15 protein-coding genes are annotated in these 20,302 nt (G+C 57.4%); 10 read left to right on the top strand and 5 right to left on the bottom strand.

Annotated elements, in window-relative coordinates; translation table 11 throughout:
• Window positions 1–73: 73 nt before the first annotated feature.
• From VFE46_18375 to VFE46_18410, 8 genes are all read left to right on the top strand, one after another.
• Complete coding sequence (locus VFE46_18375; protein ID HZZ29968.1) at window positions 74–382, top strand: hypothetical protein; 309 nt, start codon at window positions 74–76, stop codon at window positions 380–382.
• 288 nt (window positions 383–670) lie between these two features.
• Window positions 671–1,180, top strand: a complete 510-nt coding sequence (locus VFE46_18380) for an FHA domain-containing protein (GenBank protein ID HZZ29969.1) — start codon at window positions 671–673, stop codon at window positions 1,178–1,180.
• 17 nt (window positions 1,181–1,197) lie between these two features.
• A complete protein-coding gene (locus VFE46_18385) occupies window positions 1,198–1,968 on the top strand; it encodes a MinD/ParA family protein (GenBank protein HZZ29970.1) in 771 nt (256 codons plus the stop codon).
• A gap of 4 nt (window positions 1,969–1,972) precedes the next feature.
• On the top strand, window positions 1,973–3,004 hold the full coding sequence (gene glsA / locus VFE46_18390) for a glutaminase A (protein ID HZZ29971.1): 1,032 nt from the start codon (window positions 1,973–1,975) through the stop codon (window positions 3,002–3,004).
• 104 nt (window positions 3,005–3,108) lie between these two features.
• Entirely contained in the window at window positions 3,109–4,587 is a 1,479-nt protein-coding gene (locus tag VFE46_18395; GenBank protein ID HZZ29972.1) for a PQQ-binding-like beta-propeller repeat protein, read from the top strand.
• Between the two features lie 100 nt (window positions 4,588–4,687).
• Complete coding sequence (locus VFE46_18400; protein HZZ29973.1) at window positions 4,688–5,524, top strand: dienelactone hydrolase family protein; 837 nt, start codon at window positions 4,688–4,690, stop codon at window positions 5,522–5,524.
• A 2-nt stretch (window positions 5,525–5,526) separates the two neighbouring features.
• Window positions 5,527–6,834, top strand: coding sequence for a tetratricopeptide repeat protein (locus VFE46_18405; protein ID HZZ29974.1), 1,308 nt, complete (start codon window positions 5,527–5,529; stop codon window positions 6,832–6,834).
• 319 nt (window positions 6,835–7,153) lie between these two features.
• Entirely contained in the window at window positions 7,154–12,430 is a 5,277-nt protein-coding gene (locus VFE46_18410; GenBank protein HZZ29975.1) for a serine/threonine-protein kinase, read from the top strand.
• Between the two features lie 9 nt (window positions 12,431–12,439).
• On the opposite strand, the gene VFE46_18415 is transcribed toward VFE46_18410, so the two are convergent.
• The gene (locus VFE46_18415) at window positions 12,440–15,778 is read right to left on the bottom strand and encodes a CHAT domain-containing protein (protein HZZ29976.1); all 3,339 of its coding nucleotides are present in this window, start codon (window positions 15,776–15,778) and stop codon (window positions 12,440–12,442) included.
• A 450-nt stretch (window positions 15,779–16,228) separates the two neighbouring features.
• Between VFE46_18415 and VFE46_18420 the strand changes: the two genes are divergently transcribed.
• The gene (locus VFE46_18420) at window positions 16,229–16,480 is read left to right on the top strand and encodes a hypothetical protein (protein ID HZZ29977.1); all 252 of its coding nucleotides are present in this window, start codon (window positions 16,229–16,231) and stop codon (window positions 16,478–16,480) included.
• 413 nt (window positions 16,481–16,893) lie between these two features.
• Complete coding sequence (locus VFE46_18425) at window positions 16,894–17,277, top strand: GlsB/YeaQ/YmgE family stress response membrane protein (protein ID HZZ29978.1); 384 nt, start codon at window positions 16,894–16,896, stop codon at window positions 17,275–17,277.
• A gap of 68 nt (window positions 17,278–17,345) precedes the next feature.
• Here VFE46_18425 and VFE46_18430 read toward each other — a convergent pair whose 3' ends face one another.
• From VFE46_18430 to VFE46_18445, 4 genes are all read right to left on the bottom strand, one after another.
• Window positions 17,346–17,864 (bottom strand): SRPBCC domain-containing protein, encoded by a 519-nt coding sequence (locus VFE46_18430; protein HZZ29979.1) that lies wholly within the window; start codon window positions 17,862–17,864, stop codon window positions 17,346–17,348.
• A 46-nt stretch (window positions 17,865–17,910) separates the two neighbouring features.
• Window positions 17,911–18,441: an SRPBCC family protein gene (locus VFE46_18435; protein HZZ29980.1), complete on the bottom strand. Its 531-nt coding sequence runs from the start codon at window positions 18,439–18,441 to the stop codon at window positions 17,911–17,913.
• A gap of 33 nt (window positions 18,442–18,474) precedes the next feature.
• Window positions 18,475–18,813 carry a metalloregulator ArsR/SmtB family transcription factor gene (locus tag VFE46_18440; GenBank protein HZZ29981.1) on the bottom strand — a complete coding sequence of 113 codons (339 nt, stop codon included), beginning with the start codon at window positions 18,811–18,813 and terminating at the stop codon, window positions 18,475–18,477.
• Window positions 18,814–18,905: 92 nt separating this feature from the next.
• Entirely contained in the window at window positions 18,906–20,111 is a 1,206-nt protein-coding gene (locus tag VFE46_18445; GenBank protein ID HZZ29982.1) for a GNAT family N-acetyltransferase, read from the bottom strand.
• Window positions 20,112–20,302: the final 191 nt, after the last annotated feature.

A 20,302-nucleotide genomic window follows, 5' to 3' on the forward strand; every position in this document is an offset into this window, starting at 1 on the left:
CGGCTAGAATCTTGGGCTGCCGCACTTCGCCGCAACAAGGCGATATTTTCTGAATTAAACCCGCGAGCGCCCCATGGCCAAAAAAATTCTGAATCGTAAAGAGTTGCGTGCCCAAAACGACGAAGCGGAAGCCGCCGAGGCTGGCGAAAAGGGTGATAAGAAGGCCGCCAAAAAGACGCCGACCAAGCGCAAAAGCCGCGCGAAAACACCCAAGGAAGTGCGCCTAAAGGCATTTTGGGCCGTCTATAACCAATCGATGAAGCCGGTCGTGAAGTTCGAATACAACGAGCGCAAATATGCCGACAAAAAAGCAGCCGAGCTAAGCGCCTCCGGCAAATCACCCCACTTCGTGCAACTGCTCAAAGAAGTCATCGAAGAATAATGTTTGTGCGCCGCGAAGCCGCTGGCAGTGTATCAACGCTTTTAACAATCTTTTCTTAACCCGCCGCAAAACTGCGCACAACCAGCGCACTCGGTGCTTGCCAGCTTGGCAATCGCCCTTCCGGCAATATATTAATTCCGCATCAAGCGCGTTGCGAATCAACAAGTTAACTCTTCTTTTCAATCGCGACATTTTCAGCGGCATGGTAATTGCGAACCACCCGGCATCGTTAGCGGCAAGGGGAAAATGCTGCGCTTATCGAACCACCGATTTTAGGCGGATCGGCACATGGCTCCAACTCCAGCACCGAATGTCCCCGATCTATCCCTCTACGCTGCCATTCACCTGTTGGATTCGGCGTTGGGCCGCCCCATTCGCAGTTGGCAATTCACCGACCAGCCGCTCATTTCCATCGGCCGCGCCGACGACCGCGACGTCCAAATCAGCGATCCCTACGTCTCCCGCGACCACGCTCAACTGCAACATTCCGATGGCGGGTGGAAGCTGGTTTCGCTCGGCCGCCACGGCGTCATTGTGCAAGGCCAGTCCATTACCGAAGTTCCCATTCAAGGCGAAACCACCTTTCGCTTGGGATCCGACGGCCCCACGCTCCGTTTCAATCCCGCGCCTCCACACACCGACAACCGCATGACCATGATGTTCGATTCCACGGTCGGCGAAGATCTGTTCGCGCTCGATCACTCCAAACTGGAGCGCGAAGTCAGCGAAATTGTCGACGCCGATTACTTTCAGCAGCTCCAGCGCCGCGCCCAACAACTCCGCGATCAACGCCAATAATCACCAGGGCCAACCCTTTGCCAAAAATTATTTCCACGCATTCGTTCCGCGGCGGCACCGGCAAATCCAACACCACGGCCAACCTGGCCGTACTCGTGGCCCGCGCCGGCCATCGCGTCGGCGTCATCGATACCGACATTCAATCCCCCGGCATCCACGTCCTGTTTCAGCTCGAAGAATCCGCCGTTAAATATTCGCTGAACGATTATCTCTGGAAGCGTTGCCGCATCGAGGAAGCCGCTTACGATGTCACTGCCCGTTGCATCGGCAACATCCCCGAAGATGCTTCCCGCCCGCGCGTTTTCCTCATTCCTTCCAGCCTCCGCACCGGCGAAATCGCCCGCATTCTCCGCGAAGGTTACGATGTCGCCCTCCTCAACGACGGCCTGCAAGACGCCGTCCGCCGGCTGAATTTAGATTATCTGTTCATCGACACGCATCCCGGCGTCAACGAGGAAACGCTCCTCTCTATCGCCGTATCCGACATGCTCGTACTCATCGTCCGCCCCGACAAGCAAGATTTCCAAGGCACGGCCGTCGCTGTGGAACTGGCACGCAAGCTCGCTGTTCCCAAAATGCTGTTGCTGGTGAACAAAGTGGCGCCAGGCACCAACGTGCCGGAGTTGCGCGAAAAAATCCAAACCATGTATCAGGCCGAGGTCGCCGGCGTGCTCCCCCTCAATACCGAAATGGTCCGCCTGGCCAGCGGCGAAATTTTCACCAACCGTTTTCCCGACCATCCTTTCAGCCAGGAGCTGCAAGGCGTCGCCAAGCGCATTTTGGAGTGAACTTGTGTCCGTAACTTCCGACGACGGCGAACTCGACCTGCTGCTGGGCAAAATGAAATCGGCCGCCGCCCCGCTGCGCGAAGTTCTTCGCGAACTGCATGCCCGTTACGCCGCCGTTAACGACGGCAAAGTCGCCGACTACATTCCCGAGCTCGCCAAGGCCGATCCCAACTGGTTCGGCATTTCCATCGCCACTGCCGATGGCCAAGTGTTCGAAGTCGGCGATTGCAAACAGCTCTTCACCATTCAGTCCATTTCCAAGCCGTTCGTCTACGGCCTAGCGCTGGAAGATCATGGGCTGGATTACGTCCTGAAAAAAGTCGGTGTGGAACCCACGGGCGAAGCATTCAACGCCATTGTGCTGGATGAAGCATCCAACCGCCCGTTCAATCCGATGGTGAACGCCGGCGCAATTGCCACCGCCGATCTCATCACCGGCAAAGATTACCCGGAGCGTGTCAACCGCTTGCTCGCCATGTTCAGCCGTTATTGCGGGCGCGAAATGTATCTCGACAACACCGTCTTCATGTCGGAGCGCGTCACCGGTCATCGCAACCGCGCCATCGGCCATTTAATGTTGAACTTCGGCATGGTGGGCGATCACATGCAAGATTCCCTGGAACTCTATTTCCAACAGTGTTCCATCCTAGTGAACTGTCACGATTTAGCCATGATCGGCGCCACGCTGGCCAACGGCGGCGTGAATCCTGCCACCGGCCAGCGCGCCATCAAGCAGGAGTACGTCAAATACTTGCTCAGCATCATGCACTCCTGCGGCATGTACGATTACGCCGGCGAATGGGCCTACCGCGTAGGCATTCCCGCCAAAAGCGGCGTTGGCGGCGGCATCGTGGGCGTGGTGCCCGGACAATTCGGCATCGGAATTTTCTCACCCCCTTTAGATGCCAAAGGCAACAGCGTCCGCGGCATCAAAGTTTGCCAAGACCTTTCGGAAAAGTTTGGCCTGCATTGCTTTGAATCTAAATTCACAGGCACGTCGCTGCACAGCCTGCTGTCGCCGGCGCGTAAGTCCTAAGCAGCCAAATATTTCTCACCGACCAATGGCAGGGTCGCTGGCAGCCGGTTAAAATCTCAGCGCCGTTTCCATATATTTGTTCCGCGACGCAGAGAATCAACGCCATGCGCTGTTTGATCTGTCGAGTGCTTTTCCCCATCGGCTTCTGTTTCACGTTCGCGCTGCTGTCGATGATCGCCGACGGCCACCCCGCGCTGGCCGCCACGCCCGCCGATGCTGCATCAGGCATGCCCCTTGAGGCCACGCCGGAGTACGTCAGAAATTGGCCGCAATGGCGCGGACCGCTTGGCACAGGGGTGGCGCCCGACGCTCATCCGCCGCTGGCTTGGAGCGCAAAAACCGACAATAGCCCCGAAAAAAACATCCGCTGGAGCGTGGCTTTGCCGGGCGCAGGCTCGTCCACGCCGATTGTGTGGGGCGATCAAGTTTTCATCCAAACGGCCATTCCTACCGGCCGCAAAGCAGAAGTGGTGACTGATCCGCCCGCCGATGCTCAGGAGGCATCACCATCGACAGACAAAGCGGATAAAGCCGGCACGGCAAAATCCGCCAAAGCGCCGATGTTCAACATCGAAAAGCCGAACGAATACTATCAATTCGTGCTCTTGTGCCTTGATCGCCAAACGGGGCAGGAACGCTGGCGAAAAATTGCCGCCGAAGCCGTGCCGCACGAAGGACATCATCCCGATCATGGGTATGCCTCCTACTCGCCGGTGACCGATGGCACTTGCGTGATTTCCTACTTCGGTTCGCGCGGGCTGCACTGCTACGACATGCACGGCAATTTGAAGTGGGAAAAAGACCTCGGCAAAATGACGACGATTTTTTCCTTTGGCGAAGGTTCATCGCCGGCGCTGTACGGCAACACTGTCATCGTGAATTGGGATCACGAGGCGGGTTCCTTCATCATCGCCTTCAATAAAGAAACCGGCGAGCAACTGTGGCGCACCGAGCGCGATGAAAAATCTTCCTGGGCCACGCCGCTGGTGGTGCCAACGGCAGATCAAACCTTGGTCGTCACGTCCGGCAATCAAACGGCCCGAGCGTACAACTTGGCTGATGGCAAGCTGGTCTGGCAGTGCAACGGGCTGACGCGAATTGCCATTCCGACGCCCGTAGCTGCCAACGGGATTGTGTACCTGATGTCGGGCTTTCAAGGCAGCTCGCTGTTGGCCATTCGACTGGGCCAGACGGGCGATCTTACGGGGACGGATGCCATTGCCTGGAAGTTCGATAAAGATACTCCCTATGTGCCATCTCCGCTGCTGTACGACGGTCGCTTGTATTGCTACAAAGTAAACAAAGCGATTGTGTCGTGCTTCGATGCGGCCACGGGAAATCGGTTGTTTGGCCCGGAACGACTCGATGGCATGGATGATGCTTACGCTTCGCCGGTTGGCGCAGATGGCCGGGTGTATTTGATTGGCCGCAATGGCACGACCGTGGTGATTCGCAATGCCGACAAGCTGGAAGTGCTAGCAACGAATCCGTTGGGCGAAGGAGTCGACGCCTCGCCGGCTTTGGTCGGCAACGAATTATTCGTTCGGGGCAAAGAACATTTGTTTTGTATTTCGGAAAAATAGGAGTCGGGCACGCTTCAGAAATTCAAATGTCTCTCATGCGGCGCAGCATCCGCACGCCACCAACTTGCACGCTCACTACTTCCTTACAGGAACACTTGCCATGACACGCTCGTTTGTAACCGCGCTGGCAACTTATTTTGCATTGTCGGCGTTTTGTTCCACTGGCTTGTTGGCTCAAGATTGGGCCAAACAGCGGCTGGACAAGTCACCTCGCCACGGCGAATGGGTGAAAGTCACTCACGACAATCGCGACGTCAACTGCTTCATCACGTATCCGGAAGCGAAAGATAAAGTGCCGGTCGTGATTGTCATTCACGAAATTTTCGGCCTCACCGATTGGGTTCGCGGCGTGACCGATGAACTGGCCGAGGCAGGCTACATTGCCATTGCGCCCGATCTGCTATGGGGCAAGGCCGCCAATGGCGAAGGGACCGAAGCCATCATCAAGGCCGACGGATCGCAAGCCATTGGTCGGGCGATTCAATCGCTGCCGCCGGATCAAATCACGGCCGATTTGAACGCGGTGTACGATTATGTTTCCAAACTCCCCTCGTGCAACGGCAAAGTGGTCGTCTGCGGATTTTGCTGGGGCGGCGGTCAAGGATTCCGCTACGCCACGAACAACAAAAATTTGAAAGCGGTCTACTCATTCTACGGTCCGCCGCCAACCTCCCAGGCCGATGTCGCCCGCATCAACTGTCCCGTGTACGGTTTCTACGGCGGCATGGATAGCCGCATTGGAGCGATGATTCCCGCCATCACGGATCTCATGAAAAAAGAAAATAAAACCTACGAACCAAAGACGTACGACGGGGCCGGCCACGGCTTTATGCGCGACGGCGAAGACCCCACCAGCAAAACGCCGCAGCACGAAGCCAACGCTAAAGCCCGTGACGAAGCCTGGCAGCGCTGGAAAGATCTGTTGAAGGGCGCCTGATCATGTTTGCCAAATGGCTTGTTGTTGTTCTGCCACTGGCCGCGGTAGGAGCGGTTCTTGCTGATCGAGCTAAGGCTCGCGCGGAGGATGCGCCAGCGGCCAAAACACAGGAAGCGAAGCCGCAGGAATCTCAGACGCCGAAGTATAAAGTCGGCAGCCGCGTCATTGTGATTCACGAAACTCCGCTGCGCGTAGACGACCTGCCAGTAAAGCAACTGGAGGCCGGCACGCCGCTGGTGGTGGAAGAGTTGAACGACCAGGGATTTCTGGGCGTAACGTCCGGGCGGGCTGGCTGGGTCGATGCCGCCGACGTGGTTCCGCTTGATAATGCTCTGGAGCCGTTGAGCAAACTGCTGGCCGAAGACGCCGACAATATCAAGTTGCACCAAGCCCGAGCGGCCATTGCCGAAGATCAAAAAGATTGGGATGTTGCGCTGGACGATCTGAACGCCCTCATCCGCTTGGAGCCGGACAAAACAAGCTACGTGATCAATCGCGCTGAAATTTGGGTGGCGAAGCGCGAGTGGGATAAAGCAATTGATGATCTCGACGCCGCGGTGAAGCGCGAAGAGAATCCCGCCTTGGCCTTGCTGAAGCGCGGTTACGTGTGGGACCAGCGCAAGGAGTATGCTAAAGCGCTGGCCGATTTCAACGAAGCGCTCAGCCACGATTTGGACGATGCATTCAAGGCCGAAGTTTTGGCCTATCGCGCCGGCGTGTATGTCGATCAGCACGAATACGACAAGGCGATGGCCGATTTCAACGAGGCTCTAAAGCTCGATTCCCGAAATCCCACGGTGTATTTGCTGCGCGGCAGCGCTTATGCCGTTCAAAAAGATTTCAAGCACGCCATTGCCGACTACACTGCGGCCTTGTGGCTCGATTCCAAAGATCCAGCCATTTACGACGCCCGGGGCGATGCGTTCGTGCAGAACGAGGAATGGCGGGCGGCCATTTCTGACTTCAAAAAAGCAATCGAGCTGTCTCCCGGTCGGGCCCAGGCTCACAACGAATTGGCCTGGATTTTGGCCACTTGCCCCGAAGACAAATTCCGAGACGGAAAATCAGCCGTGGAAGAGGCCAAAAAGGCGGTAGAGTTGACGCACGATAAGGATGCCGCGCTCATCGACACGTTGGCCGCCGCTTACGCCGAAGCGGGAGATTTTGACAAGGCTGTGGAAAACCAAAAGCAGGCCGTCAGCTTGGAAGAGGACGAAAAAATGCGGGCCGACATGCAAACCCGGGTCGATTTATTCCAACAGCACAAACCTTACCGGGAAAAGCCATCGGACCGGCCGGCTGCGGATTAAAGTTGTAATAGCTAGCGACGAATTACGCTATCAATAAAGGCAGCGATTTGTTTCTTGAATCGCCGCCGAGGGGCCAGGGGACTGTGGGCGAACTATGCCCACATTGCCTGAAATCCGGGGACTCGCCGACACGGGTTCGTAGCGGTGTCCGTCGTCCCCGGCCATCCAAAACGTTTCGTTTAAATTGACCCACGACCATTTACTTTCTTGAATCGCCGAGCAGGGGCCGTTAGGCTAGAATGAGTAGGAATCTGCGCTGAATTTGCGCGCCGGTAGGTTTTCCGCCGGCAACCCGCTAGCTGGATCGATTGCACCAATCATGTCGCACACTTTTCATCGTTACAAAATCGGCGATGAGCCCGTGGCCGGGTATCGGCTGATGTCGCATTTGGGTGCCGGCGGCTTCGGTGAGGTGTGGAAGGCGACGGCCCCGGGCGGCACGGAAGTGGCGCTGAAAATTATCGATCTCACCGGGCAACAAGGGGTGCAGGAATTCACCTCGCTGCGGGTAGTGAAAAAAGTCCGGCATCCTAACCTCATCTCGCTGCAAGCGTTCTGGATGAAAGATGAGGAAGGACAAATTATCGATGAGCAAGGCGAAGCCGCACCCAGCAATTTGCAGGAAACGGCATTCTTGCCCAACGCCAAGCAAGCCATGGAGGCAGCCAAGTCGAACATTGCCATGACCACGCGGTTTGCGCGGCCGGTGGAATTAATCATCGCCATGCAGTTGGGCTCCATGAGCTTGCATCGCCGGCTGGAGGAATGCCGCGAGCAAGGGCAGGCCGGCGTCCCCGTGGCGGAACTACTGGAATATTTGGAGCAGGCGGCGCGGGGCATCGATTTTTTGAACAAGCCCATTCACGACTTGGGCAATGGTCCGGTGCCGATTGTCCACGGCGATGTAAAGCCACACAACATTTTGGTTGTGGGCGATGCGGCTGTAGTGTGCGATTTCGGCCTGGCCCGCGCGGTGGAAACGCTGCGAAAAACTTCCATGGCGCCGGTCACCGTGGCTTATGCCGCCCCCGAAAGCTTCAAAGGAAAAGTGACGCCGACCAGCGACCAGTATTCGCTGGCCATTACCTACGCCGAATTGCGCACCGGCAGGTTGCCGTTTGACGAAACGATGACTCCCTACCAGGTGATGGAAGCACACGTCACGCGCAATTTAGATTTCAGCCGGCTGCCGGACCCGGAAAAGCAAGTCGTGATGCGGGCGACTGATGGCATCCCGGAAGATCGCTGGCCAACCTCGCGCGATTTAATTTTAGCCCTGCGGCATGCGGTAGCGCAAACCGGAGAGCTCCCCTTGCGGCCCGGCGAGGTGGCCTACACCGGCGGCCCCACGCCCAGCCATTCGCTTACGGCCCGGCCAGAATTGCGTGGCACGGGCTTACCAACACGGCATCCGGTCGATCCCAGCCGAGACACCATGCACCCCGGTGGTCACACCCCTTCGGAAATGTTTTCGCAGCGCACGTCTCCCTCGCCGCTGGGAATGGAGCCGGCGCTGGGTGAAGAGGGCAGAGTAGTCGCTCCGGGGCGAAAGAAGTCGCTGGTTCCCATGATCGGAGCTGTCGTCTTGGGATGTGGAGTGTTGGCAGGAATTGTGGTTGTGCCGAAGCTGTTGAACAACAACCAAAACGCTCCGACTGCCGGTGGCGACACGCAGCCTTCCAACGGAAATTTAGCGGTCAGCGGAAGCAAGCAGCCTTCGACTGGTGGCGTGCAAAATTCGGCCGGCAGCGGATCAGGAACGCTCGGAAAAAATCCGGATTCGGGCGTCAAAGGGCAAGAAACGGCCAGCAACAACCCAGATACAACAGCCAACGTGACGGAGCCGGTCAAGGAAGCGCCGCCGCCGGACGAGAATACGCAGTACATTCAGGCCGTGCAGAAAGACATCAACGGCGGCGATTTTAACACCGCCATCGATCTGCTCGACAAGGCGCCCAGCAAATTGCCGGGCTACGAAAAAGAGAATTTGCAAAAGCGGCTGAAAACGGCGTTTCTGGCTTACATCGATTCGCTGGCCGGGGGGCAAAAATACGTGCAAGCCTTGGCCGAATTGGATGACACGCTGGCGGGCATCGGCCTGGCGCCGGAAGATAAGCAAAAGGAGTACGAAAAAATTCGCGGGCTGTGGCTCACCAAAGCCCAGGAAGCATTGCAAAACGGCCAACCCACGCGTGCCTTGGAAACCGCGCACAGCTTGCTCCGCCGCTTCGACGGCGACCGTGATGCGCTGTTTGTCGTCACCCGCTGCCAGATTCAACAAGGCGATTATGCCGGCGGCTTGGCCGGCTTGAACAAAATTGGGAAAACGACCGAATTGCCCATCGAATATCAACCGCTGCATGCCGCCTTATTGGTGCTGGCCACAGGACTCCAAGCTGCGGCTCCGGCCGATTGGATGAAGGCCCTGGACGACATGCTGGCTTATTTGGCGCTGGAGAAAGGGGCCGCCCCGCCGGCCGCGCTGGCCTTGAATTCGTGGGAGCGCAGCCGGCTGGATAGTTTGCGCACGCAGATCATCGACAACGTACGGCCAACATTGAATACGCTCCCCGCCGATCAGGCCACCGCGCTGGTTACAAAATTAGAACAGCTGGGCTCTAGCGCCGAGCTGCAAATGTTCAAAATTAAGACGGCGGTGGAAGCCAAGAACTACGACGACGCCCGCAAAATGTTGCAGGCTGTTTCCGAAAAGCTTCCGGCCGATTCCGATTTAAAGCCCGAAGTAACCGGCACCGAATTGCTGATCACGTTGCGCGATCCGGCGTCGAAGCCGCCCGACGCAGCCAAAGCCCTCGGCCAGTGCGGAGCATTGCTAGGGCAACTCACTCCCAGCTTGCGCGGCGGATTGTGCGAGGCCGCAGAAGCGTTGGCGCTGGCACCACAGAGCAACTTGCTGGAAGCGGCCATTGAACTCACCACCAAAGCCCGCGATTTAGATCCCGGCGACAAAGGCACGCTCGATCGTCTGGCGCGGCTGCTCACCGCGCGCCTGATGCAGCGCGCCGCACAGCCGAATCCGCCATCGGCGCAAGAACTGCCCAAGCTGCTGCAAGATTTCGATCAGATTGACACGGCCGGCATGGCTGCCAATGGCACGCTCGATGCCTTCCACGCCGAATGCTTGTTGGCGCAAAGCTCGCCCGATCGCCAGGAACTTTCCGCGCTCATGGATCACGCCAAGCCGGTCGACAATTACACGCAGTTTGTGCAAGCCCGCGTATTGCGATTAGCATCGCAGCCTGATTGGACGCAAATTGCCAAACTGTTGATTGGGGCCTACGGCGATGGAACATCTTCGGCCGGGTTAGTGGCGCCGCAATTCCGCCGAGCATTGGCTGCCAAAATGCTGATCGAAGCCGGCATGACCAAGCGCGTGCCCATTTCGAACAATCCGGCGACGGTGCTTTCCAATCCGTTTGGCGATCCGGCCGTCGCCGCCGAAGTGTTCCGCTGGCTGCATGTGGCGCGGGTCATTTCTGAAGATCTTGAGAAGCTCGATTTGAAGCAAAACAAACGCGAATTGTGGGTGAACTGGTCGCTGGCCGCACAGTGGAAGCCCAAGGCTAGCGAACAACTCCTGCTGGGAAAAATTGCCCAACTGGCAAAATTGTCCAATACAGATTTGGGCGTCGACGCTTTCCCCATTTTGTACGTTGCTTACCGCACGCTGAACAACACCCAGGCAGAGCAACTGGAAGGCGTGCAGGCCGCACAGCAAATCGCGGAGCTGTTCCAAAAGCAGTTCGGCGTGGCCGATCCACAAGCGGTGACCATTTACACCGAAGTGCTGCAGCCCGCGCTGGGTGTGGCTGATGGCCTGGCGGCAGGCAAATCTCCTCCAGCGGAACTTGATAAGTTTTACGCCGCGGCTGCGGAATTCGTTAAGCACTATCAACGAGCCACCAAGTGGCCATTTACTGACCGTCAGGCGGAGATTGAAAAGCTGGTTAGCACGGCCATTAAGCTCAACCCGAAAGTGGCCAAATACTATACGGAGCGCGGTGTTGCCCGCATTTCGCTCACGCCGCCCAATGTCGACGGAGCGCTGGAAGATGCCACCGAGGCGGTCAAGCTGGATGCCAACTTGCCGGCCGCTTACGCTCTGCAAGGGTACGCGCTCATTTACCGCTCTCGACGGGAGCCCTCGGCTGACGCACGCACCGCCGATCTGGAAAAGGCCTTGGCCCAGTGCAAAGCAGCCGTTGAAAAATCGAAAGCCGACGATAAAGACCGCTCCATGCACTTCCTATATCTGAGCATGGCGCAATTGGAACGGGCGAACTTCGATACCGATTCGGCGGTGAAAAAAGACTTGCTCAGCCAGGCCGTCGCCAATGCTCAGCAAGCGGTCGATTTGGAAAAGGCGTATCCCGATTATGCTTACACCGCTTTGGGCAATGCGCTGGAAGATTTGGCTTGGATCGTGGGTGAAGAGCCGGAGAAAAATTACCGCGCCGCGATCGATGCATTCACCCAGGCCATCAACAACAATCCTTCTTCGGCGCTGCCGCTGGTCAGCCGGGCCCGGTGCTACTATAAGGCGATTGCCGACAGCAAGCTGGATCCCAAGGCGCTCGGTGGCGGCACGCTGGAAGAAAACATGCAAGCAGCAATTGCCGATTTGCAGCAGGCAAAACTATTGAATCCCAATGCAGTTGAGCCCGATTGGTGGCTGGGGAAAGTCGACCAGGTGCTCGGCAAATATGACGATGCCGATGCAGCCTTGGGCAGTTCGGTAAAGCTGGCAGAAGAGCAAAAGCTGCCGGAACGCTCCATGTTTATAGTCGATTGGACCCGCAACGCCATTTTGAACAAAGCGCTTTCCGACGCGGATCGAACCAAAGCCGTCCGCGAGCGCGCAGATGAACTGAAGCAGGCCCCGAGCTTGGGCGGATCCTCCACAACCAAGCAAGCAGTACTGCTGGTGGGCGAAAGCTTGCTAGCTGAAAAGCCGCCCAAATTGAACGACGCCATCAAGGAATACGACGCTGCTCTTACTGATTACGATAAGGCCGACCCCACGAAGCCGCTGGATCCTTCTAAAGTGGACGGCGCCGATGTCAGCCTGTTATTAGCGCGGGCGGCATGCCGGTACAGCCTGCCCAATAGCGATTGGAACATGACGACGGCCGAAGGAGTCATCAAAGACGACAATCGTGTGATTCAATTGAAACCGGGCCCACGCACCGAAGCCATGGCCGACTGGTACTCTGCCAATGTGAAATTCAGAAGCGCGCAATCTAGCTCGCCGACATTCACTGCGGCAAAGAAGTTGGAATATCGCAAAGGGGCGCTGGAAGATGTTCGCAAAGCAATTACGTTGGCCCCGGATGCTCCGGATAGTTGGCGGTGGCGCACCTTCGCAGCTAGAGCGCTGGGGATAGAAATTCAACTGGCTGCTGCCAAAAACGATGTAACCCCCGACACGCTTAAAAAATGGGCGGCGGAAGCCCGCGGCTGGATCAACCAAGCCATCGATCAGGCAGGCAAGCGGCCCGATCTGGCCGATCAAATGAGCAATTTACAACGCGCGCAGCAGGATTTGGAAAAAACCCTGACCGATAAAAAGTTGTAACCGCTGCGGTTATGCGCCGGGCGGCTTCTGCTCGCCCGATTTGACGCCGGTGGGATGATCGATCGATTTGATCTCCGGCAGTTTTGGCCGTTCCGACTTGGCGTCTCCCTCTTTGCCGTCGGCGGGCTTTTTGTCGCCGGCGGCATTGTTGACGTCGTTGCCAATGTTCTTGACATCGAACTTTAAAATTAGCGGCTTATCTTTGGGCTGCTCCGATGATTCCTCCGGCCCGACGCCGCTGTCGATGAGCAAGTAGCCAGCCCAGAAGAAGGGGCTTTGCGCATTGGTCGGCGGCGCATCGGGCTTGCGCTTCACGCGCGGCTCGTGCTGTGGATCGAGCGGAGATTGGCTAACCAGTTCCACGGCTCGTTGCCAGGCGGCGTCGGCGGAGGAGAACGGCAATTCCTGGATGAATTGCCGCACCAGATCGACACACGTTTGGCCGCCCGTCCGCCACCGGCTAATTAAAATGGTGCGGGCCCCGGTAGCCATTAAGCCGGTGGTGGCCAAAAACAAATCACTGCCTGCCGTGATGCCGTTTTTGCTTTCCACCGCCAGGTTTTTCAAGCTGTTTTCCGCTGCTGTATGGAAGCTCGGCAAAATGAACACATCCGCATTCTTCCACGGCAATCCGAGCCAGGCGGAAAGCGCGCCAATGCCTTTATTCTTTTCCACCGGAAGCGGCGACCATTCGTAAGGGCCAGCTTGCGCCACGGGCATAGGAATATCGTCCAGCACCACGACGCCGTCCAGCATCGCTCCCACCAGCGGTGAAATCGCCGGCAGCGGTGCATGCAATACAATGGCATGCGCAGCCACGTGCCGAATGTCTTCCACCGCTGCGGCGGTAAAATCTGCCGGCTCGTTCGGATACAACTTGCCCGCCACCACGCCTAAATCGGGCGCGGGCTTTCGTCCCGCACGCTCCGTCATCGCCAGGCCTACCGTCGGCGCATAGCGGACCCGCATCCGTGAAATTAACGTGCTGGTGGCCTTTGGGTCGCCCATTGGCAAAATTTCAAACGGCACGTACCACGCCAATCCATCGGGAACCACAATCAGTTCCTTGAACTCTATGTTGAATGCAGTTTTGGGATTGGCCAGGACCGAGGCCAGCACATCTTTGGCGGGCTGCTGCCAAGCATCATCGGTCAGTTGGACTTCTTGAAGCTCGTGATTGGCGTCGAAATTGCCCAACGATTTCAGCAATGTCGCAATCCGCTTTTCCAGTAGCGCCGGGTTATCAATTTTCCACACCGAGCTGCGGTCGCCGGAGTAAAACCCGCCGTACATGGCGTGCGCAGTGGCAAAAAACATGAGCAGCAATTTATTGCCGCCCAGCGCGCGCTGCACTTCTTTGACGCCTCGAACGGGTGGAAACAGCATGTCGGCGGGCACGCGGCTAACGGCCATCTCGTGCAACATGTTTTCCTGCGTGGTGGTTAGCGCCGCCACCTCTGTGAATTTTTGCGATACCGCGCGCTGCGCATCACGCCCTTCAGGAACCACACCCGCTTGAATGATTTCGGTCCGCAGTTGCCGAACTTTATCGGCCGCCTCGGCATATTTGGGAAAGCGCGACAGCAAATCTTGCCGTTGGAGCTTGGCTTCTTTGCCGAGCGTCTCCGGCGGCGCCTCCAACACCCAGCGCAACGCCAACATTCGCCCGCCAAACGGCTGCGTGCTTAAAAATTTGTGCCGCTTCGCCAAATCGGAAATCAATAGTGCCCCTTGGGCCGCAACATCGGGCGAGGTGGCCTGCTGCATCGCAATTTCGAACCAATGCTCGAAGGGGAGCGGATGCGGCGTGGCCAGCACCGCCAAACTTTCTATGGGCTGCATTGTCCAATCGGCCGGCGTGGGATCGCGCAGCATGGTGGCATAAAGCGGCATCGCCACGTGCCGATCGTATCGCCCGTTAGGATTGGTCAAGCACAAATTGTCGGCCTGTCCGATTTGAAACAGCCATTTCGAGCCGCCGTTTTTGTACCACTGCAAAGCGTTGGTTAATGCGGTATCGCCGGAGTTGATGGCCCCTTGCTGATATTGCGTCAGCGCGGTCAAAAAATTCAATTGCGAACCAATTTCGCATAGCCCCATGGTGCGCCGGCCGATGGTTCCCGTCGCCTCGGCGAGCAAGGCCACGGCCTGGTTCCGCTGCCCGCGCATGGCTAGGCTTTCGGCGGCCATCAGCAAAATGGAAGCATCCAACTCGCGGGCTTTATTGTGAGCCCAACTGGCCGCCAAGGTTAGCGCGGTGTCTAGCGTTTGCACATCGCCGGCCAGCAAATGCGCCAAGAATAGTTTTTTGAATCCCTCGGCAATCACGGTGGCGTCGGAATAATTGTAACCGCTGTACGTGGCTTCCTCGAAGTATCCGCTGGCGATTTTATTGTCGCCCCCATCCATGGCCAACTGGCCTAGCTGCAACAGCGCCAAGCCGGTGAGGGGATGATCGAATTGCCCCTGCATCAGCAGCGAACGCTTCAACAGCGCCAGCGCCTGCCCTCCTTTGCCGGCAGAGTTATACGCCGTGCCCTGCATGGCATCCAGCCACGCTTCCGACCAATGATTGGGCGGACCCTGCCGCCGGCTGGCAACGGAAAGCACTTCATCGGTCAGCGTGTCGTGCGTGATGAGCTGGCCTAAAATATCTTGCCGGCGCATCATCGCCAGGCAGGTGCAGCGCACAATTTCTTGCACATTCACGGTCAAATACATCGGCGCTTGCAGCACGCCGCCGCGTTGCAAAACGTTGTTCACTTGGTTGGCATCGAACATGCCGACGGCAATGGGCAGCGTTTCCGAAAAGCGGGCCGGCGCACTGCCCCGACTGCTTTTGCCCCACGGCGCGCCGCGAGAAGCGCCGGAGGAGCCCAGCGTGGGCGGAAATTGCACCCGCAACATCCAATCGGAATTGGTCATGTATAACTGCAAAGCGGCATTGAAATTTTCCAGCGCCGCCGAGTAGTCGCCCAAGCGATAATCGCATTCGCCGACCATCGTGTAATCGCAAATCGAATCGATCCACCGATTCTGGCCGTTGCGATAAGCTCCCCGCAGCTCACGGGTAAACTGTTCCAGGGCACTTCGGTAATCGCCGTCGTTCAGCGAATTGAACGCGAAAAAATAACTCGGCGCAGGATACGATCGCCCGCTTCCCGGCGCAACTTGGGCGCCTATCACCACCGGCACTTGCTGGGTTTGCCCAGCACCAGCGGCAGCAGGAGGCGCGGTCCTGGCTGGCACTGCTAGCAACACGGTGAACAGCAAAATCGCGACGGAAAGTGCCGGCGCACATAATCCGGATTGGGCTGCCCGCAGGCGGCGCGAAAATAGTCCCGGCATAAATCGCCTCCTCGATAATATCTGTCCCGACCGCAGTTTTCGGCGATAAGTTCATCATACCCGCCACTGCAATGTTCCGCGACTACTGACGCTTCCCCTCATCTTTAAGGCTTTTATAACCACGGAGGCACAGAGACACGGAGGAAGACAGCCAATGGTATGATGAGGAACCCCAGGAATTCAGGAAGGAAAAAGGGCGATCAACCGTTCCTTCCTGGTTTCCTAGCTTCCCTGAAAAAACCTTCTCTCCGTGCCTCTGTGCCTCCGTGGTTAAGCGATTCAGATGCTAGCGGGGGGCGATTTCATAAATCGTCCGCAAGTTGGTCGCTTGGATAGACGATAACGATTGTGCCGATTTTAGAAATTACACCGCTGGCGGTCCGGACTGCCGCGGCTTGGAATGGGCTTGCGCTATCCGAAAATTTGCAGGTCTTGTGCAGGAGGTGGCCGATGAGCCAATGGCAAACCGTTCGCTGCTGGAAAAAAGCCCTCTGGGGAGTGGTCCTGGCCGCTAGCTGCGGATTAACCGGCTGCATGGCGAACTATTCCGGCCAGAATTTGCCCAGCCCATATTATTTGAGCGCGCAATTGCAATACTATCCGCCGGGGCCGCAATTCAAACTGACCGAAGAAGCCGCGGCGCAAAAAGCGAATCGTGAAACTCAGGCCCAGCAGCAAGGACCCGTTCCCACGGAGCAGTAATGCAAACCATCGAAATTGAAATTTGAGTTTGGTTAGCTAGTTCAACCCGCTTCGGCCATCCGTGCTGAGGCCCGGCTCGGCGCCCTTCCCGGAGTCGAGCCGAACAAGTTTGTCGGACGCCGGCGCCGTTGCCTGCCACACGGGAGTTTGCTCCCACGGCGGCAACGACAACCGGCGGCAGGGGGGACGACCCCTTCGCGCTGACGTCTGATTGGCGTCGCCTTTTACAAGGCGCCCCATCGGACGTCAGCCGCGCTGAGGGAAGCCTCACACGACAAGAATAACCAATGACCAAGCACCAATGACCAATTTCAGAAGCAAATCCTTGGTCATTGGGATTTGGTCATTCGTCATTGCCGCACTGGGTCTCGCTTCAAGTAATTTTGTGAACCAACCGACCACCCGCGATTCCCATGGCCGATGTTGAATTTTCCACCGCCGTGCAACAAGCGGCCAACGAATTGTTGGTCTGGGTTGGCTTCGGCACGTTGGTCGGCTTGCTGGCCAAGGCCATTATGCCCGGCCGCGATCCCGGCGGCACCGTTGCCACGCTCATGATGGGCATTGGCGGCACCATTATTGGTTGCGGTATTCTGTCGTACTTTTCCGACCGGCACATCTCGCCAATCAGCCCGTTGGGGTTTGTCGTCGGCACAGCCGGCGCCTTCCTGCTCCTATTTTTCTACCGCTTGATGGGCGGCTACTTCTTCCGCGAAGGCGTAACGGCCCCACCGCCGGGCGCGCGGATGCCCTTTTACCGCCGCGGCTACTCTCGCCGCGCGCGTTACGACGAGTGATGACCATGTGGCCGCGTCTCTCCAAGACGCGTGCGAGTTTCGGAGAAACTCGGCTACGTGAAAACGGTCTATCCAGGCAATTTTGCCAGGTATTCCTCCAACTGCTCGAAGGTGCCGTTCCAGCCCTGCTGCATGCCGCCATGCGCGGCGTTGAAGGTGGCCCATTCTTCGGCCGTGGCGTTGAACGGAATCCAAGTCAGCGTGATCGTCGTCTTCCCCTGCTGCTCGGTGAACAGCGAAGTCGAAAGCATCTCCCGCGGCCAAGTGGGGCTCATCGGATGCCGGGTAATGCCTCCTTGCGCGTCGGAAAAGGAATTGATGAGCACAATTTTTTCCGGCGGCACAATTTCGCGGTACACAAACTTACCCCACATTTCTTTGCCGTCGGGGGTTTTCATGGCGTAATGAAACACGCCGCCGGGGCGGAAATCGAGATTGGCCGTCGAAATCATACAACCCTTGGGACCGAACCATTTCATCAAATGCTCGCGCTCGGTCCACGCTTTCCAGACCATATCGCGCGGGGCGTCGAAGGTGCGCGAAATGGTAAATTCTTTGTTGGCAGATGGGTTCGGTTCGGTATTCATAGGATCACCTTCGCTATTTTAAGTGGTTGAAATAGAGTTGTTGTGCCTAGGATTCACTGACGATCCTCAGTTTCGCCAGGCCCTGAGCGAACATGCCCCCGACCATGCTGTCCATGTTGACCAGCATGTGCATCATTTTGGCCACAAAGTTTTTGGGACCGTACATCAACCAGGTCACGACGGTTTGATTGCCGTCAGGCTGAAACGTGAACTCGACGGTATTGGTTCCCATGAATGGCTTGAAAAATTCCAACTTGATTTTCACGAGCTGATTCAGGCGGCTTTCGATAATCGTCATGCGGCCGGCTCCCGTTTTTTTGCCGACCCAACTGTAAATTGCCCCTTCGCCGGCCGGCGGACCCTCGTAGGTTTGCTGCAAGTTGGCGTCAATGCCAATCCACGGCGACCAGGCGTCCCAGCGGTGCAAATCGTTCACGTTGCCAAATACGGTGGCTGCCGGCGCGGAAATGATTGTGGAGCGCTCCACCCGAAACGAGCCAGGCTGCAGGGCAATGATCAAACACAGGCCGACAACAATGACCGCGGCGATGATAAGAACGATAATGTACAGCGGCATGATTAGGGCTGGGCTCCGGTATGTTGGAAAGATTTACTTTTTACGCCCCTGCTCTTGCAGCTCTTGCAAGTACTCGTCCAGCCGGTCGAAGCTTTCTTCCCAAAAGCGGCGGTAGCGCTCCACCCAATCGGCCACGTTTTTCAGCGGCTTGGCCCGCAGCCGACACGGTCGCCACTGGGCCTTCCGATCTCGGGCAATTAACCCTGCCCTTTCCAGCACTTTCAGGTGCTTGGAAATTCCCGGCAGGGTAATGCGAAACGGCTCGGCCAATTTGGTAACCGATGTCGCCCCTTTCGACAGCCGCGCCAAAATCGCCCGGCGTGTGGGATCGGCCAGCGCGGCGAACGTGGTGCTGAGGGGATCGGCAATCATGTGTCGGAACCGTAATTTACCGTTTGGTTAATTAACTAATCGGTAAAATACAGTTTCGGTCGATCGGCGTCAATGGGTTGAGAGAGAAAAATTCATCCAAGCAGATTGACAGATTTTTGATCGGCGGCAGACTGCGGCTCGGGCCGGCTCCAGGCCAGCCAGCGTTTGACGATGCGCTTCAAGCGCAAGGCTTGAGCACGCAGCCGGGCGGGATGGAAGTGCGTGTAATGGTAGGCCGGCTGTAAGCGGGTCAGCCAGTAGCGCTTGCACTCCAAGTAATTCGGGCCCAAATCAATCAGCCGATCGCCGCAGAGGCAACTGTCTTCGATCATTTTGCCCAGCAACACCGTGCCGGCCCCTTCCTGCACCGCCATCGGATCGTAACCGTTGCGAACGCCGTAGACCCAGCCGCGATAATGATAGTTGTACGAAAACGCCACCGGCTTATCGCGGAGCAACAATAAATTCATGTCGACCGCGCCGGCCCGGGCTGCGGATTCGTGTGCCGCACGCAGGTAGGACCGCACCGAGTCGTGGGAAAGCGTAGTGCCGGTGCTCGAATCGCCTTGCCAACTCCGTTCCGCCAACTGCACGCAGGTGTCGTACAAATCCCAGCGTGGGTCGCCGTCAGCGTGTGCCTCGCCCAACGGACGATAGCGGAAATATTCCAGCTTGCCGCGCTTGAGTAGCAGCCGTTCACAGCGGCGCACATTGCTTCGCCAAGTCGATTTGCGCGTGCCCCAATAATTTTCCCAGCCTGGTGTTAGATCCACTTGTGCAGATTGATGCCATACTTGACGGTCAAAACCGAAACCCGCCGCTTGCATTGCCTGGGGAGTGTTGTTGCTGTCGATTTCGGCATCGACCCAGCGCAGATCGAGCAAATCCCAATCTCGGTCCGTGCGGCGAATGTGTTGCAAGCCGGCTTGCAACGTAGCAGCCGGATGTGGACCAATCGGGCCGTAAAAGCTACCCCAACCGGCCAGGGGATAGCCCAGCACTCGCACCGGGCCAACCCGATAAGGTTCGGTGGTCATGACTAATGGCAAGATGCCGACTAACTCACGATTGGCTTCCACAACCAGCACCCGCAACCGCTCCGGACGGACGGGGGCTGTGTTTTCGTTAGCGGCATGGCTTAGGGCCGACACGCCATCTCCATAAAACTGCCAGTACGTTTGCAACCAGGGGAGCGATTGGAAAAAGGTCGCCCCCGGGGTCGCGGCCAGCAAATCGCCCCATACGGTCTGTAAACCGCTCAGTTCTGACAGCGAATTAAGCTCTGTTACGTTGAACATACGCTTACGGTGTAATGACTTGGGGCAATTCTCAGACCGTGCTGCCGCACCCGCCCGATGCCCCCGGACGATGTACATGCAACTTATTGGGTGGTGTTTCCGATCCTCAACGGCGCTGTTTTCTGGAAACCTTGCTTGCGGCGGCCCGATAAGAAAGCATAGTTTCTAACTAGCCCCCGGAACTGCCGCGG

This window comes from Pirellulales bacterium (genome assembly GCA_035656635.1).
Taxonomy (GTDB): domain Bacteria; phylum Planctomycetota; class Planctomycetia; order Pirellulales; family JADZDJ01; genus DATJYL01.